The organism is Streptomyces sp. NPDC038213 (genome assembly GCF_055600495.1).
This window is the reverse complement of the sequence record NZ_JBVJYM010000025.1, coordinates 1-15767: the sequence shown is the minus strand read 5'-3', so window position 1 is coordinate 15767 and position 15767 is coordinate 1. Positions and strand designations below refer to the sequence as shown.

The following is a 15767-nucleotide window of genomic DNA, read 5'->3' as shown; positions in this document are numbered from 1 at the left end:
CATGCTGACCACCGGCCGACGGCACCGATGGCACCCTCCGGGAGGTGCGGGCCCCACCGGCCCCCTCCACGGACGGGTCGCCGTGGTCACCGGCGCGGCCCGCGGCCTCGGGGAGGAACTGGCCTACGCCCTCTCCCTGCGCGGCGCCCGGGTGGCACTGCTCGGGCTGGAGCGCGACCGGCTGGCCCGGGTCGCCGCCCGGCTGCCCGGCCGGGCGGACCACTGGGCCGTGGACGTCACCGACGCCGCCGCCCTCGCCGCGGCCGCCCGCTCCGTCCGCTGCGCCCTCGGCCCGCCCTCGGTGGTCGTGGCCAATGCCGGAGTGGCCATCGGCGGCCCCCTCGCCCTCTGCACGGCGGAGGACTGGCGGCGGGTCGTGGACGTGAACGTGGTCGGCAGCGCGCTGACCGCCCGCTGCTTCCTGCCCGACCTGCTGCTCACCCGCGGGTACTACCTCCAGGTGGCCTCCCTGGCATCCTTCGCGCCCGCCCCGCTGCTCACCGCGTACTGCGCCTCCAAGGCCGGGGCCGAGTCCTTCGCGCACGCCCTGCGCGCCGAGGTGGCCCACCGCGGCGTGGACGTCGGCATCGCCTACCTCGCCTGGGCGGACACCGGGATGATCCGGGCAGCCGACGGGACCGAGGCCTTCACCCTGCTGCGGGCCCACATGCCCTGGCCGCTCTCGGTCACGTACGGGACCGCGCCCTTCGCGCACGCGATGGCCCGCGGCATCGAACGCCGCGCGGCCCGCGCCGCCCCCGTGCCCGCCACCGGCCTCCTCGGGCCCGGGGGCGCCGCCGCGGAACCCCGGCGCCGTCCGGCCTCCGGTGCCGGACGGCGCCCCTGACGGCACGATCCCCGACTCCGGACCCCGGGAGGAACGATGGCTGCGCGGCACCGCCTGGTGAGGGCGGCACCCGAACGGGTCTGGTCGAGCACCCCCTGCGCGGGATGGGCGGAGCCCTGCACAACGCCGCGCTGGACGCGCTGATCCAGCTGCGCCACCGCACCATGCTCCGGCGGCTCGCCGAGGTCGTCGAGCAGTCGGATCCCGGTGGACCCGGCGCCGCGGAACCGCCGCGGGCGGCCGGCGGGGGCGGCAGCGGCCCCCTGCACTGACCCGTTGCGGACCCGCCGTCCAACGGCCCTGGGTCTCCGCGGCCCAGGGTCTCCGCGGCCCTGAGGCTCCGCGGCCCTGACACGAGGAGCGAGCGATGCCCGATGCGGTGGTCGTCGGAGCCGGGCCCAACGGCCTGGTAGCCGCCAACCTGCTGGCCGATGCCGGATGGAGCGTGGAGGTACTGGAGTCCCAGCCGGAACCCGGCGGAGCCGTACGCAGCGACCGCGGCGTGCACCCTGACTACGTCAGCGACCTGTTCAGCGCCTTCTACCCGCTGGCCGAGGCCTCCCCCGTCATCTCCGCGCTCGGCCTGGAGCAGCACGGGCTCGTCTGGAGCCGTGCGCCGCGCGTGCTCGCGCATCCGCTGGCGGACGGCCGGTGCGCCGTACTGGAGCGGCTCCCCCGGGACACGGCCGCGTCGCTGGAGGCGTTCGCGGCGGGGGACGGGGCGGCCTGGACCGGCCTGTGCGGGGTCTGGGACCGGCTCGGACCCGAGATCGTCCGCGCCCTGTTCACCCCCTTCCCGCCCGTCCTGCCCGCCGCCCGGCTGCTGGGGCGCGTGCGCCGGGCCGGGGGCCTCGGCCTCGTACGGCGGCTGGTGCTGCCCGTACGGCGGCTCGGCGAGGAGGAGTTCCGCGCCGAGGCCGGTGCCGTGCTCCTCGCGGGCAACGCCCTGCACGCCGACCTGTCGCCGGAGGCGAGCGGCAGCGGCGGCTACGGGTGGCTCATGTCGATGCTCGGCCAGCACCACGGCTTCCCGGTGCCCGCGGGCGGGGCCGGTGAGCTCACCGCCGCGCTGGTGCGGCGGCTGGAGCACAGGGGCGGGGCGGTGCGGTGCGGCACTCCCGTGGTCGAGGTGGCCGTGCGCGGCGGGCGCGCCGTGGGCGTCCGGACGGCCGCCGGGGAGCGGGTGCCGGCCGGGCGGGGCGGTCCTGGCCGACGTATCGGCCCCCGCCCTGTACGGCTCGCTCGTCGCGGAGGAGCACCTGCCGGACCGGCTCCTGCGCGATCTGCGGCGCTTCCAGTGGGACGCGGCCACCTTCAAGGTGGACTGGGCGCTCGACGCACCGGTGCCGTGGACGGCCGGCGGGGCGGCCGGCGCCGGAACGGTCCACCTGGCCGACGGGGTGGACGGCCTGACCCTGTACGCCGCCCGGATCGCGGCGGGGCTCGTGCCGGAGGACCCGTTCCTCATCTTCGGGCAGATGACCACGGCCGACGCCCGGCGCTCGCCCGCGGGCACCGAATCGGCGTGGGCTTACACGCACCTCCCCCACCGCATCAAGGGAGATGCGGGGGGCGCGGGCCTGACGGGACGCTGGGACGCGGCCGAGTGCGAGGTGATGGCGGACCGGATGGAGGAGGCGGTCGAGCGCCGGGCGCCCGGCTTCCGGTCGCACGTCCTGCGCCGGCGCGTCCTGGCCCCGCCCACCCTGGAGGCCATGGACGCCAACCTGCACGGCGGGGCGCTCAACGGCGGTACGGCCGCCCTGCACCAGCAGCTGTTCTTCCGGCCCGTTCCCGGCACGGGCCGCCCCGACACCCCGGTGAAGGGCCTCTTCCTCGCCTCGGCGTCCGCCCACCCGGGCGGCGGCGTGCACGGCGCCCCGGGCGCCAACGCGGCCCGCGCCGCACTGCGCCGCCACGCTCCGCGGCTGCACCGGCGCCGCGGGTGACGGGGCGGGCCCCCGGTACGGGCACCAGGACGCCGCCGGTACGGCAGCCGCCTCCTCAGACCACCGTGACCGGGTGCCGGACGACCGCGTCGAAGAGGTAGCCCTGGGTGTTGTGGACGGCCGTGTCGGGCTGGGTGCGGCCGGTGGCGTCCGTGGCGCGGGCCAGCAGGGCCGTCGGTCCCGTGGCCCGCGGGGTCCACGGCAGGGACCAGCGCACCCAGGAGCCGCGGCGCGGGGCGTCGTGGAGGCGGGCCCGCTGCCAGTGGACCCCGCCGTCGGTGCTGACCTCCACCCGGCGCACGGGCGCCGCGCCGGACCAGGAGCGGCCGGTCAGCACGTGCGGGCGGTGGACCGGTACGGTCGCGCCCGACGCGAGCTCGAAGGCGCTCTTGAGGGTCTGGCGGGTGAGCGGGGCGCTGCCCTCCGGCGGGTGGCCGGGCCCGAACAGCCGGTACAGGTCGGTGTTCCACGGGGTGTAGAGCGGCTGGGCGCTGACCTCGATGTCGCCGACCCACTTGACGGAGGAGATGCCGATCCAGCCGGGCACCACGACGCGGACCGGGCCGCCGTGGTCGGCGGGCAGGGGCTCGCCGTTCATCTCGTACGCGAGGATGACGTCGTCCAGGGCCTTGGCGGCCGGCAGCGGGCGGCGCACCCGCCCCAGGTTCACTCCGCCCGAGACCACCTCGTCGTCCAGGCCGCGGGGCAGTACGTCCACGGCGCGGCGGCTGATCCCGGCGCGGCGCAGCACGTCCGAGAGGCGGGCGCCGCGCCAGCGGGCCGTGCCGATCGCGCCGAGGGTCCAGGCGGTTCCGGTGACGGCCTGGCCCTGCTGGGTGGCGTAGAAGCTGCGGCCGTTGCCCGCGCACTCGATGAACAGGGTCCGTTCGACGGCGGGCAGGGACCGCAGCCGCTCGTACGAGAACTCGACCGGCCCGCCGCCCGCCAGGGCGTCGCCCCAGACGGTCAGCTTCCAGTCGGCGGGGGCGATGCGGGGGGTGGTGGTGTGGTTGCGGACGAAGAACCGGTCCAGCGGGGTGAGGTGGCCGGTGCCCCGGAGGGCGGCGAAATTGGTCTCGGCGTTGGTGCCGCGGACGGTGAACAGCTCGGGCGGCAGGGCCTTCACGATGCCGGGCGCGGCGGCGGTGGCGGGAGCAGCCGCCCCGGCCGCACCCGCCGGTGCGGCGGCGCCCAGACCCAGCGGCCCCGCGGCCGCGGCCCCGGCCGCGAACAGCCGGAGCAGGTCGCGGCGCTCCAATCCGGCGGAACGGGCGCGACCGCGCGCCCACTGGCGCAGGCGCGCCCGGTCGTACTGGCTCTCGTCCATCGGGTCGACGGGCATGGCGCACGCTCCTCGGTCGTGATTCCCGACGGACCGTAGAGTGCCGCCCCCACCTGCGGGAACAGCCCGCCCCCGATGTCCACGAACCTGCAACACCCCCGCAACGCACCCTCCTCGCAGCCCCCGCGCGCCCTCCCCCTCCCAGGGGGTCTCCTTAAGAGGTCCTTAGCGCAGCCGTAAGGGGAGGGGATCCCGCCCGCGGGGGTGGGCGGGGGCGGCTAGGTTCGGGGCGGTCGGGGACGGCGGGAGGTCGTCCGGTCCCCGGCGCCGGGCGCCCTCGGTACGGGGTACGGGGCCCGGCCCCGTCGCGGTCCGGTCCCCCTTCCCCCCCTTCGGGGACCGGGCCGCGGTTCACGCAGCGGCCGGCGCGGCCCGTTCGAAGCCCGCGAGCATCTGTTCCAGGGCGGCCTGGTCGGGGCCCACGAAGGGGTCGATGTCCGGGGCCCTGCTCAGGGTGTCGACCATGCGGGCGGTGAGCCCGGTGGCCGGCGGCAGGTGGGTGGAGAGCACCCGCCCGGCGTCCATCTCGCGCAGCGGCCGTACGGTGGCGAGGTACTTGTCCGGGTCGGCGGTCGCCACCCACGGGCTGTCGACCGAGGCCCACAGCAGCTGGGCGGCGCGCAGCTGCTCCGCGTCCACGGCCCCGGCCTCGCCCCCGTCGGCCAGCTCGGCGGAGGGCATCGGGCCGCCGAAGCAGTCCGAGCTGAAGCAGGTGTCGGAGCGGTCGTCGTAGAAGCCGACGGTGGCCGGGTTGTCGAAGAGCGGCGGCCGGAAGGCGTGCAGGGTGCGGTCGCCGGCGTCGAGGGACTGTCCGGGGTTGAGGAACCACAGCCGGTCCATCGGCAGCGGCCGCTCGGTGGACATGATCCCCGCGCCGATGAACGTGGTGACCACCCGAGCCCGCGGCGCCGCCTCCATCAGCGCGAACAGCCCGCCGGTGTGGTCCCGGTCGGGGTGGGTCAGCCAGATCCACCGGACGTCCGCCGGATCGATCACCTCGCTCAGCCGCGCCAGGAAGTCCCGGTCGGGCAGGCTGAGCCCGGTGTCCACGACCACGGGCTCGGCGGCGTGCAGGACGAAGGCGTTGACGGCGAGGAACCCCAGCCCGGGCACCTCGAGGTGATCGGCGAGCACGGTGACGTCGGATCCGGCCTTCACGATGGACATGGCCCACTCACTCCCACGGCCCCCCACGACGTGCAGAGACCCTTCCATCGTGCTTGCGGCCCGGCCGCACCGCATCACGGGGGGCTGCGGCCGCCGTGGGCGGTGCTGCTCTGCGGAGCGGCCGGCCGGCCCGGGGTCGCCGGGCCGGCCGGGGGCGGTGTCCGGGGTCAGTGGACCCCGTTGTAGACCTGCCAGCCGGTGGCGATCTTCGTCTTGGTGGTGAAGGTGCCCTTGCCGGTGCCGGACCAGCGCCAGACGGCGCCGGTGGTGTCGCGGGCCAGGAGGTCGGAGCGGCCGTCGCCGGTGAGGTCGCCTGCGCCGACGACCGTGTCGTACGCGTCTCCCCAGTCCTTGGCGAGGAGGGCGCGGGGGGCGAACTTGCCGTTGCCGAGGCCGTTCATGCGCCAGAAGCCGTTGGCCTTGTCCTGGAGGAGGAGGTCGCCGGTGCCGTCGCCGGTGAGGTCGCCCGCGCCGACGATCTTCTTGTAGCCCTTGAAGGCCGTGCTCAGCAGGACGCGCGGGGCGAGGATGCCGGAGGCGGTGGTGGTGTAGAGGTACAGGCCGCCGGTCCCGGGGTCGCGGGCGATCAGGTCGGGGCGGCCGTCCTTCGTGACGTCTCCGGGGGAGGTGAGGACGTCGTACGCGTTCCAGCCCTTGCCGAGGACCTTGTGCTGGGTGGTGGGCTTGGGGGCCTCGCCGCAGGCGGGGGTGTAGAGGCGCATCTCACCGGTGGCGAGGCGGACCAGGGTGTCGTTGCAGCGGTCGCCGTTCGTGTCGCCGAAGGGGACCGGGCGGAAGCCCTTGGGCCAGCCGGTGCTGGTGCTGCTGCCGCTGAAGTTGCCGGTGGCGGGGTTGCCGTAGGCGGTGCGGAGGGTGCCGGCGGCGGTGGTCTGGAGGAAGTCGGCGGTGCCGTCGGGGATGCGGGCGCGGCCGCCGAAGTCGCGGTGGACGGCGGCGCCGCCGGTGACGGTCAGCCTGCCGGAGGCCAGGACGGCCGCGTCGGGGCTGGTGACGGCGGTGGCCTCGAGGGTCCAGGTCAGCGGGCCGTTCGGGGCGACGGCCCCGGAGTCCGTACGGCCGTTCCACACCGGCGTGAGGGGGTATCCGGAGAGTCCGCCGCTGAGGGTGCGCAGGGTCCGGCCTGCGGGGTCCTTCAGGGTCAGGGACCAGGAGGAGACGGGCCGGTTCAGCTTCCATTGCGGCTGCCAGGCCCTGGTGGCGGCCGTGCTGCCCGCCAGGGCGGCGGATGCCGGGACCGAGGAGCCGGTCACCGCGAGGGCGGGATCGGTGCTGGTCCGCGTACTCCACAGGCGGCCGGGTACGGGCGCGTGCCCGGCGCGCGGGACGGAGTCGTGCCAGAGGGCGGTAGCCGTGCCGTCGGGGCCGGCCGCGATCCTCGTGGTGATCCTGCCGCCCTTGGCGAAGTCCTCGATGGGCAGGAGGCGCTGTTCGCTCCAGGTGTCGGTCACGGGGTTGCGGACGCTCTCGGCGGCGGCCCGGCGCCACGTGTCGGCCGGCCCGTCCACCTCGGTCTCCCAGATCACGCGGAGGGTGCCGTCGGGCGCCATGGAGGCGTGCGGGGCGGCGTTCCAGCCGCCCCGGGACAGCCCCCGGGTCGCGGGCCACTCGGTGGCACCGGCCGGCAGGACGGCGGCGTAGACGGCGCTGGAGATGTCGTCGCCGAGGTTGAGGGCGTCGCTCCAGACGACCGCGACGTCCCCGTCCGGGGCGACGAACGGCTGCGGGGAGGGGAAGGACACCTCGGCGGACGACCGGGGGATCTCCTGCGGCGCCGACCAGCCGGCCCCCGGGCGGCGGACCGCCGCGTACACCTCGGTGAAGTAGTGGCCGTCGGTCCTGCTCCAGGTGACGGCCGTGGTGCCGTCCGCACCGGTACCGATGCGGGGGGCCGCGAGGTCGGCCTCCGGGGCGGCCAGCTGCGCCGGGGCGCTCCAGGGGCCGGTTGCCGTACGGGTCGCGGTCTCGATCGAGGGGACCCCCTGCGGGGAGGTGCGCCGGTAGGCGACCACGGTGGTGCCGCGGGCGTCGACGGCCGCGTCGGGGCCGTCGACCCGCTCGCCCGGGGCCGGGGCGGTGGCCACCGTCACCGGCCGGGACCAGCTGCCGTCGGCGGCGCGGGAGGCGGTCTCCACCGTCCAGCCGGTCTCCGCGCCGGCGGGCCGGGCGGCCCAGACGGCGGTGAGGGTGCCGCCGGGACCGGCGGCGAGGCGGCCGCCGGTGACGGCCTTCCCGGCGGCGGCGTCGAGGACCGGCCGCGGCTTCGACCAGGTCCCGCCGGTGACGGTGGCCGTCATCAGGCGGGCGGCGGTGGCGGGCCCGCCCTTTGCGAGCCCCCCCTTCCCGGGTACGTCCTTCGCGGACCCGTCCTTCCCGGGTACGTCCTCGGGGTACTCGGTCCACAGGGCGGTGACGGCTCCGTCGGTACCGGTGACGAGGGTGATGTCGCCGCGGCCGGTCGGGGTCGCGGCCAGCTGCGTGTCCGGGGCCCAGACCTCGGAGCGGGCCCCGCGCACGGAACCGTGCAGGGTGCGCCTGCCGTCGGCGGCCAGCTCGTTCCAGAGGGCCACGGCGGTGCCGTCGGAGGCGAGGGCCAGCTCCGTCGCACCGTACCGCGCGAGCGGGCTGTTCACCGGCTGGGCGGTGTTCCACGGGGCCAGGGGCCCGGCCGCGGGCGCGGCGGCCGGGGCCGGGGCGGGCACAGGGGCCGCGGTGGCGGTGGACAGCGGGGCGAGGGCGCCGCCGGATACGACGAGTGCGACGGTCGTGACGGCCGCGGCGAGGCGGCCGCGGGTCTGGGCGCGGTGGTGCGTGCGGGCCTGGTCGGCCATGGCGGGTGGTTCCTTCCCCCGTGAAATGGAGCGGTGCGGTGGTGCAGTCGTGCAGTGGTCACCTGTTCGATCACGGGAGGGGCGGGAGGGTTGTACGGAGTGTCTGAGGCGCTGCTCACACCGTCGGCCGGGGGTGCCGGGCGCGCGGCCGGCGGGCGGCGGCCCGCTCGGGGGCAGCCGTCGGCTCGACTCAGCTGCCGCGAGCTGCCGTCGCCTGCCGTGCAGTCCGGTGTAGCCCGTGTTGCCCGCGTGCTGCGGGCGCGTGAACTGCGTGAACAGTGCGTGGCCCGGTGGGCGGAGAAGATCCGGAGCCGGGTGGCGGCGGCTAGTTTCGGCGTCGAACGGTTCCGCGGGGCGACCGCCCGCGGAGCCCGGGCCCGGTCGCACCCTCGGCCGCAGGCCGTCGCTTCCGCAGCGTGCCGGGCCCACGAGGCCCGGCACTGCGCACCCCGCCCCGCCACATCCCGCCCCGCCACATCCCGCGCCGTCGCACCGCACCACGCCTGGCAGTGCTGTCCGGCCCCGCCCCGGCGGGCGGCCGCGGCCCGCTACCCGTACGACGCAAGGCGTGCACGCCGTACGACGTGCACGGCGTGCGACGTACCCCCCACCCCGTGTCCGCAGCGCTCCCAAGGACCCCCGATGCCGATCCCCCTGCCCGCGGGCGGGCGCCTCGCCCTGCTCGCCTTCTCCCTCGCCGCGGCCCTCGGCGCCGCCGGCCTCGCCGGAACGCCCGCCGCGGCCGACGCCGGCCCGCCGTTCGGCCCGCAGCCCCCGCAGAACCCGGTGACCGCGGCCAACGGAGCCGCCACCATGCACGGCGACAGCGCCTCCAGCGGCACCACGCCGTACCCGGGTCCGGGCACAGGAGCGGTCAACTACTCCCGCACGGCGCTGGCTTCGGCCTGCCCGACCGTGGTCGTGGGCAGCGACGGCTACGTGCTCGCCCTGTGCACCACGATCTTCGGCAGGACCCCGACCGTCCACCTGCTCGACCCCGCCACGGGGGCCGACCTCGCCTCGCTCGCCCTCCCCAAGGGCAGCCTCTTCGGCGGCGTCTACGCCTACCTCGACCACGAGGACCGCATCGTCGTCGTCGACGCGGACAACCGCCTCCTGCGCATCGGCCACCACCGCACCGCCTCCGGCTGGGCGCTGCGCATCGACCAGTCCACCCCCCTCGGCGACGCCGTCCCCGCAGGAGACAACATCGTCGGCCTGACCCCCGCCTGGGACGGCAGGGTCTGGTTCGCCACCAGCGGCGGAGTGATCGGCACGGTCGACACCGGCACCGGCGCGGTACGCAGCATCAGCACGGGCGAGGGCGTCCAGAACAGCATCTCCACCGTCCCCGGCCGCACCGCCGTCGCCACCGACCACGCCCTGTACCTGCTGTCGGCCGCCCCCGACGGCACCCCCGTCGTGGAGTGGCGGGCCCCCTACGACCGCGGCCCGGCCCGCAAGCCCGGCCAGCTCAGCTGGGGTACGGGCACCACCCCGAGCTTCTTCGGCCCGGCCACCGGCACCGAGTACGTCACCATCGTCGACAACGCGGCCCCGCACGGGAACCTGCTCGTCTACCGGACCGCGGGCGGCGCGGACCCGGTCTGCCGGATCCCCGTGCTCACCCAGCACGCGCGCAGCGGCACCGAGGACGCCGTCATCGCCTCCGGACGCAGCGTCTTCGTGACGAACACGTACGGGTACCCGTACCCGGCCCTGCCCGAGGGGGCACCGGCCAGCCAGCCCGCGTCGGCGAACTTCGACGGAGGGCTCAGCCGGGTCGACGTCAACGCCGAGGGCACGGGCTGCGACCTGGTCTGGAACAGCGGCGTGAAGTCCGCCGCGCTGCCCCGGCTCTCCCTCGCCGACGGGAAGATCTACACGGTGTCCGTGACCGGGCCGACCGGCAGCGCGGGCCTCAACACCTTCGCCCAGTACCACCACTCCGTCATCGACCCGGCCACCGGACGCCAGGCCGCGAGCACGTTCCTGGGCATCGGGCTGGTCTACAACCCGCTCCAGATGCGCGGGACGGCCTCCCCCGACGGCACCCTCTACCAGGGCACCGACACCGGCGTGGTCCGCATCTCCCGCCGCTGACAAGGGAGTTCGGAGGAGCGCCCGGCCGAAGCCGAAGCCGAGATACGGAACCCCCCGCCCCGCCCCCGCCCACCCGCCCGCACCTCCGAGGAGACCCATGAGCCAGCCCGCCCCTGCCGCCGGCGCCCCCGCACCCGCCTGGTCCTTCGAGACCCGGCAGCTGCACGCCGGCACCGCCCCCGACCCGGCGACCGGCGCCCGCGCGGTGCCCATCTACCAGACGACGTCCTTCGTGTTCCGCGACACCGCGCACGCCTCCGACCTGTTCTCCCTCGCCGAGCCGGGCAACATCTACACGCGCATCCACAACCCCACCCAGGACGCCCTCGAGGCGCGCATCGCCTCCCTGGAGGGCGGCGCGGCCGCCGTCGCCCTCGCCTCCGGGCAGGCCGCGGAGACCCTCGCGATCCTGAACCTGGCCTCGGCGGGCGACCACATCGTCTCCAGCGCGTCCCTGTACGGGGGCACGTACAACCTCTTCCGGCACACCCTGCCGAAGTTCGGCATCGACGTGTCGTTCGTCGAGGACCCCGACGACCTCGACGCCTGGCGGGCCGCCGTACGGCCCCACACCAAGGCCCTGTTCGCGGAGACCCTCGGCAATCCGCGCGGCAACGTCCTCGACGTCCGCGGGGTCGCCGACACCGCACACGCGGCGGGGCTCCCGCTGATCGTCGACAACACCGTGCCCACGCCGTACCTCCTGCGCCCCATCGAGCACGGGGCCGACGTCGTCGTCCACTCGGCCACCAAGTTCCTCGGCGGGCACGGCACCACCCTCGGCGGGGTGGTGGTCGACGCGGGCACCTTCGACTTCGGGGCGCACGGCGAGCGGTTCCCCGGGTTCACCGAGCCCGACCCGAGCTACCACGGGCTGCGCTACTGGCCCGCCCTCGGCCCGGGGGCGTACGCCGCGAAGCTGCGCGTGCAGCTGCTGCGCGACCTCGGCCCCGCCATCGCCCCGCACTCGGCCTTCCTGCTCCTCCAGGGCGTGGAGACGCTGAGCCTGCGCCTGGAGCGGCATTCGGCGAACGCCCAGGCGCTGGCCGAGTGGCTCGAACAGCGCGACGAGGTCGCCGCCGTGCACTACCCCGGGCTGCCGTCGAACCGCTGGTACGAGGCCGGGCGCCGCTACCTGCCGCGCGGGGCCGGGGCCGTGCTCTCCTTCGAGCTGCGGGGCGGGGTCGAGGCGGGCCGGCGGTTCGTGGACGGGCTTGAGCTGTTCAGCCACCTCGCGAACATCGGGGACGTGCGCAGCCTCGTCATCCACCCGGCCTCCACCACCCACAGCCAGCTCGACGAGGCGCAGCTAGCCGCCACGGGGACCTCGCCGGGGCTGGTCCGGCTGTCGGTGGGCATCGAGGACGCGGCCGACCTCAGGGCCGATCTGGAGGCCGGGTTCCGGGCGGCGAAGGCGGCGTCCTGAGCCCCGCCGCAGCCGAACCCGACCGCCCCGGCCCCGCCGGCCCCGCTCCCGGGGCCTCCGCCCCGGCCACCCCGCCTCCCGCCTCGCCGCTCCCTCCCGCCACCGGTGCGTGGCGGGAGGGGGATCCGGCGGGGCGCCGCCGGTGGTACCGGGGGGCGGGGCCGCTGGTGCTGGAGTCGGGGGCCGTGCTGCCGCAGGTGCGGCTGGCGTTCGAGACCTGGGGGCGGCTCGCCCCGGACCGCTCGAACGCGGTGCTCGTCCTGCACGCGCTGACCGGCGACAGCCACGTCGCCGGGCCCGCGGGTCCCGGCCATCCGACGGCGGGGTGGTGGGACGCGCTGGTGGGGCCGGGGCGGGCGCTGGACACCGACCGGTGGTTCGTGGTGGCCCCGAACGTGCTCGGCGGCTGCCAGGGGAGTACGGGCCCGGCCGCCGCGGGCCCCGGCGGCCGGCCCTGGGGCGGCGCCTTCCCGCGGCTGACCCAGCGCGACCAGGTGCGCGCCGAGACCGGGCTGGCCGATGCGCTGGGCATCGCCCGGTGGGCGCTGGTGGTCGGCGGGTCCATGGGCGGGATGCGGGCGCTGGAGTGGGCGGTGGGCGAACCGGCGCGCGTGGCCTCGCTGCTGCTGCTGGCCTGTCCGGCCGCGGCGAGCGCGGAGCAGATCGCGTGGGCCTCGGCGCAGGTGCACGCGATCCGCGCGGACCCGCACTGGCGGGGCGGCGACTACCACGGTGCCGCTCCCGGGCAGGGCCCGCACGCGGGGCTGGGCATCGCCCGCCGCATCGCCCACATCACCTACCGCTCGGCCGGGGAGCTGCAGGCCCGCTTCGGGCAGCGGGCCCAGGACGGGGAGGAGCCGGGGCTCGGCGGGCGGTACGGCGTCGAGTCGTACCTCGACCACCAGGCCGCCAAGCTGGTCCGGCGGTTCGACGCGGGCAGCTACGTGACCCTGGCCGAGGCCATGAACGGGCACGACGTCGGGCGGGGCCGGGGCGGTGTGCGCGGGGCCCTGGGCCGGGTGCGGGCCCGGACGGTGGTGGCCGGGGTGGACTCCGACCGGCTGTACCCGCTGGCGCAGCAGGAGGAGCTGGCGGACGGGATCCCGTCCGCGGACGGGGTCCGCACCGTCCGCTCCCCGTACGGGCACGACGGCTTCCTGCTGGAGACCGGGCAGGTCGGCGCGCTGGTGGCGGAACTCCTGGCGGACGCGGGCAAGTTCACCTGAGGAGGCGGGCCGGTTCGCCCCGGGGAGGCGTCAGCGGCGGGCCCGGCCCTCGGAGCGGTCTCTCATCCTGAGACCCGACTGTCCGTCATTTGGTCGCACCCTTGCCGGGCAGGAGAGTTCGGGCAAGTATTCCTATCAATCCGATGGGAAAGGTGGGGATCCGGTGAACCGCGGTCTGCCCCGAAACTGCTGCACCCGGGCCTCCCGGTGAGCCGCGCGGTCAAGGCTCCGGCCGGCGGCCTCCCGCCCGCCGAGGAGCAGCAGCGCGCCGTGCTCCGTACCGCCCGCGACGTCGCGGACGACCTCGCCGCGGACGCCATCGTCCGCGACCAGGCCGGCAGGCCGCCGACCGACGAGGCCGCCCGGCTGCGCGAGGCGGGGCTGCTGGCGGCACTCACCCCTCCCGGCCCCGGGCGCGGTACGGACTGGCGTACCGGATGCGCCGTCATCCGGGAGGTGTCCACCGCCGACAGCTCCGTCGGCGACCTCCTCGCCCGCCACTACGTGCACGCCTGGAGCGGCCGCTTCTACGCGGGTCACCAGCACCACCAGCACGCAGCCGCCCTGGAGGAGGAGTCCGTGCGCGAGCACTGGCTGTGGACCGGGACGGTCCGCACCCCCGGGCCCCACGAGCCCGCGGAGGCCCCGGAGCTCACCCTCCGCCCGCGCGGCTCCGGCTACGTCCTGGACGGGCGCCGGTCCGTGGAGACGGCCGTGGACGTCGCCGACCAGATCGTCGTGGACGCCGTCTGTACCGCGACCGGCGAGGTGCTGGTCGTCCGGATCCCGCCCGCTGCGCGGGGCGTGGGCGTGGAGCCGGCCCGCGACCGGCTGGGGCAGCGGGTCGCCGGAGCGGGCGAGGTCGTCTTCGAGCAGGTCGCCGTGGCGCGCCGGCAGGTGCTCGGCAGCCGCCCGCACGACGAGGAGTCGACGGCGCCCTTCACCGCCCTCGCCGAGCCCGCGCTGCGGCTCGCGCTGTGCCATGTGGCCCTCGGCAACGCGGAGGGGGCCCTCGCGGAGGTCCGCGACCTCAGCCGGGGGGCCCGCGCGCGCCGGCTGCCCGGGGAGGACCCGGACCTGCTGCTGACGTACGGGGAGCTCGCCTCCGCCGTGCAGACCGCGACCGCCGTGGTCGACCGGGCCACCGGGGTGACCGCCCAGGCCCTCGCACCGGGCGCGCTGCTGCACGCCGACGAACCCGCGGGGGTCGCCGCCCTGGTCGCCACCGCCGAGGCGGTGACCTCGAAGGCCTCCCTGCACATCACCACCCGGGTGCTGGAACTCGCCGACGCCCCCGGGCTGGACCGCTTCTGGCGCAACGCCCGCGCCCTCACCGCCCACCGCCCCGTCGCGCACCGGCTGCGCTCCATCGGCGAGCACTACCTGTACGGCTCGCAGCGCGCGGTGGCCGCCTTCGGCTGAGGCGCAGGACAGACCGGTACGAAGCGGATGAAATCCTACGGCTGGGCACGGGAGGCCGGGCCGGGGGCGTACGGGATAATGGCCCCATGCGGATTTCAGCCAGGGCGGACTACGCGGTGCGGGCGGCACTGCAGCTCGCCGCCTCCCATGACGGCGTACCGGTGAAGGCGGAGGCCATCGCCGACGCCCAGGAGATCCCGCACAAGTTCCTCGAAGGCATCCTGAACGACATGCGCCGGGGCGGCCTGGTGCTCAGCCAGCGCGGGGGCAACGGCGGCTACCGGCTGGCGAAGCCGGCCGACTCCATCAGCATCGCGGACGTGATCCGCATCGTGGACGGCCCGCTCGTCTCGGTGCGCGGCGTCCGGCCGCCCGACCTGTCGTACACGGGCCCCGCGGAGTCGCTGCTCCCCCTGTGGGTGGCGCTGCGGGCCAACGTGCGCGAGATCCTCGACCGCGTCACCCTCGCCGACGTCGCGTCCGCCCGCCTGCCCGCCGACGTGACCTCACTGGCCGAAACCCCGGGGGCTTGGACCAACCCCTGATCCGTCCGGTTCCGTACGGGTACGGGCAGTTCTGACCCGATCCGTTCTGCGCCGCTCCGCACGCTCTCGCGCGCCCCTTCACCACCCCTCCCACCTGCGACTTCCCGGATCCTGAGACCGATCCGTCCAACATATGGTCTGCCTCTTGGGCTCGCCCCTCCCCCTCTGCCAATATGCCTACCAGCCCGGTAGGAAAACTAGGAATGAGAGGCGGAGATGGCCGTGCAGAACCTGAACCACGCAGGCCGGACCATGCCTCTGACCTCCCGTCGGCACATCGACCTGCTGCGCACCTCCAGCGCCATCTGTCGGCCCGCCTGACGGACGCGGCCGCCGCAGGGCGACCGACCGGGACGCACCCGGCCCGCAGACACCGCCGTACGCCGCGCAGCCCGCGCCGCGCACCCGGTGCCCGCGCCGCCCGCGCGCCCTCCCGCAGCTGGCCGGCCCCCGGCCCTCCGCCTTCCGGCCCGTCACCCTCCGGCCGACCGGCTCCCGCACCCCGCCGCTCCGCACCGCCGACCCGCGCGGCTGCAAGCGGACAGCGCTGCCTGCCCGTCCCCCGGCCCGGCCGTCACGGGCCACCCGCATCTCATATCCCGAATCCCTCGTCCCGCATCCCGAACCCCGTACCTCGTACGCCATCCCGTGAAAGGACACCTCCGTGTCTGCCGCCAGATCGCTCAGCACCCTGCGCTCCCTCGCCGTCGTCGCCTCCCTCCCCCTCCTCCTGACCGCCTGCGGCTACGGTTCGGACGCCGCCAAGGAGGAGAAGAGCGACAACGCGAACGCCGCGGCGACCGGCAAGAAGCTCTCCGCCGACACCGTCCGCGTCGGCTACTTCCCCAACCTGACCCACGCCACCGCGCTGGTCGGCGTCCAGGAAGGCCT

At 76.1% G+C, this 15767-nt stretch carries 10 protein-coding genes and 3 pseudogenes; 10 read left to right on the top strand and 3 right to left on the bottom strand.

Features of this window, described 5'->3' with window-relative positions; translation table 11 throughout:
* Nucleotides 1–82: 82 nt before the first annotated feature.
* From ACZ7JZ_RS26995 to ACZ7JZ_RS26985, 3 genes and pseudogenes are all read left to right on the top strand, one after another.
* Nucleotides 83–847, top strand: coding sequence for a short-chain dehydrogenase/reductase (locus ACZ7JZ_RS26995; protein ID WP_470943581.1), 765 nt, complete (start codon nt 83–85; stop codon nt 845–847).
* Nucleotides 848–951: 104 nt separating this feature from the next.
* Complete coding sequence (locus ACZ7JZ_RS26990; protein WP_470943580.1) at nt 952–1119, top strand: hypothetical protein; 168 nt, start codon at nt 952–954, stop codon at nt 1117–1119.
* Between the two features lie 95 nt (nt 1120–1214).
* A pseudogene (locus tag ACZ7JZ_RS26985) lies at nt 1215–2796 on the top strand (phytoene desaturase family protein).
* A 55-nt stretch (nt 2797–2851) separates the two neighbouring features.
* On the opposite strand, the gene ACZ7JZ_RS26980 reads toward ACZ7JZ_RS26985, so the two are convergent.
* The 3 genes from ACZ7JZ_RS26980 to ACZ7JZ_RS26970 form a co-directional block, all read right to left on the bottom strand.
* Nucleotides 2852–4138, bottom strand: a complete 1287-nt coding sequence (locus tag ACZ7JZ_RS26980; protein WP_470943579.1) for a sulfite oxidase — start codon at nt 4136–4138, stop codon at nt 2852–2854.
* Between the two features lie 351 nt (nt 4139–4489).
* On the bottom strand, nt 4490–5305 hold the full coding sequence (locus ACZ7JZ_RS26975) for an MBL fold metallo-hydrolase (protein ID WP_470943578.1): 816 nt from the start codon (nt 5303–5305) through the stop codon (nt 4490–4492).
* 167 nt (nt 5306–5472) lie between these two features.
* The gene (locus tag ACZ7JZ_RS26970; RefSeq protein ID WP_470943577.1) at nt 5473–8154 is read right to left on the bottom strand and encodes an FG-GAP repeat domain-containing protein; all 2682 of its coding nucleotides are present in this window, start codon (nt 8152–8154) and stop codon (nt 5473–5475) included.
* Between the two features lie 642 nt (nt 8155–8796).
* Here ACZ7JZ_RS26970 and ACZ7JZ_RS26965 point away from each other — a divergent pair.
* The 7 genes and pseudogenes from ACZ7JZ_RS26965 to ACZ7JZ_RS26935 all read left to right on the top strand — a co-directional run.
* On the top strand, nt 8797–10257 hold the full coding sequence (locus tag ACZ7JZ_RS26965; RefSeq protein WP_470943576.1) for a hypothetical protein: 1461 nt from the start codon (nt 8797–8799) through the stop codon (nt 10255–10257).
* A gap of 97 nt (nt 10258–10354) precedes the next feature.
* The gene (locus ACZ7JZ_RS26960; protein ID WP_470943574.1) at nt 10355–11683 is read left to right on the top strand and encodes a bifunctional o-acetylhomoserine/o-acetylserine sulfhydrylase; all 1329 of its coding nucleotides are present in this window, start codon (nt 10355–10357) and stop codon (nt 11681–11683) included.
* An 80-nt stretch (nt 11684–11763) separates the two neighbouring features.
* A pseudogene (gene metX / locus ACZ7JZ_RS26955) lies at nt 11764–12909 on the top strand (homoserine O-acetyltransferase MetX); the annotation flags it as partial.
* 207 nt (nt 12910–13116) lie between these two features.
* Entirely contained in the window at nt 13117–14331 is a 1215-nt protein-coding gene (locus ACZ7JZ_RS26950) for an acyl-CoA dehydrogenase family protein (protein WP_470943573.1), read from the top strand.
* An 86-nt stretch (nt 14332–14417) separates the two neighbouring features.
* On the top strand, nt 14418–14876 hold the full coding sequence (locus ACZ7JZ_RS26945; protein ID WP_470943571.1) for an RrF2 family transcriptional regulator: 459 nt from the start codon (nt 14418–14420) through the stop codon (nt 14874–14876).
* Between the two features lie 216 nt (nt 14877–15092).
* Nucleotides 15093–15197: a putative leader peptide gene (locus ACZ7JZ_RS26940; RefSeq protein ID WP_470943569.1), complete on the top strand. Its 105-nt coding sequence runs from the start codon at nt 15093–15095 to the stop codon at nt 15195–15197.
* A gap of 343 nt (nt 15198–15540) precedes the next feature.
* Nucleotides 15541–15767: pseudogene (locus ACZ7JZ_RS26935) on the top strand (sulfate ABC transporter substrate-binding protein); the annotation flags it as partial.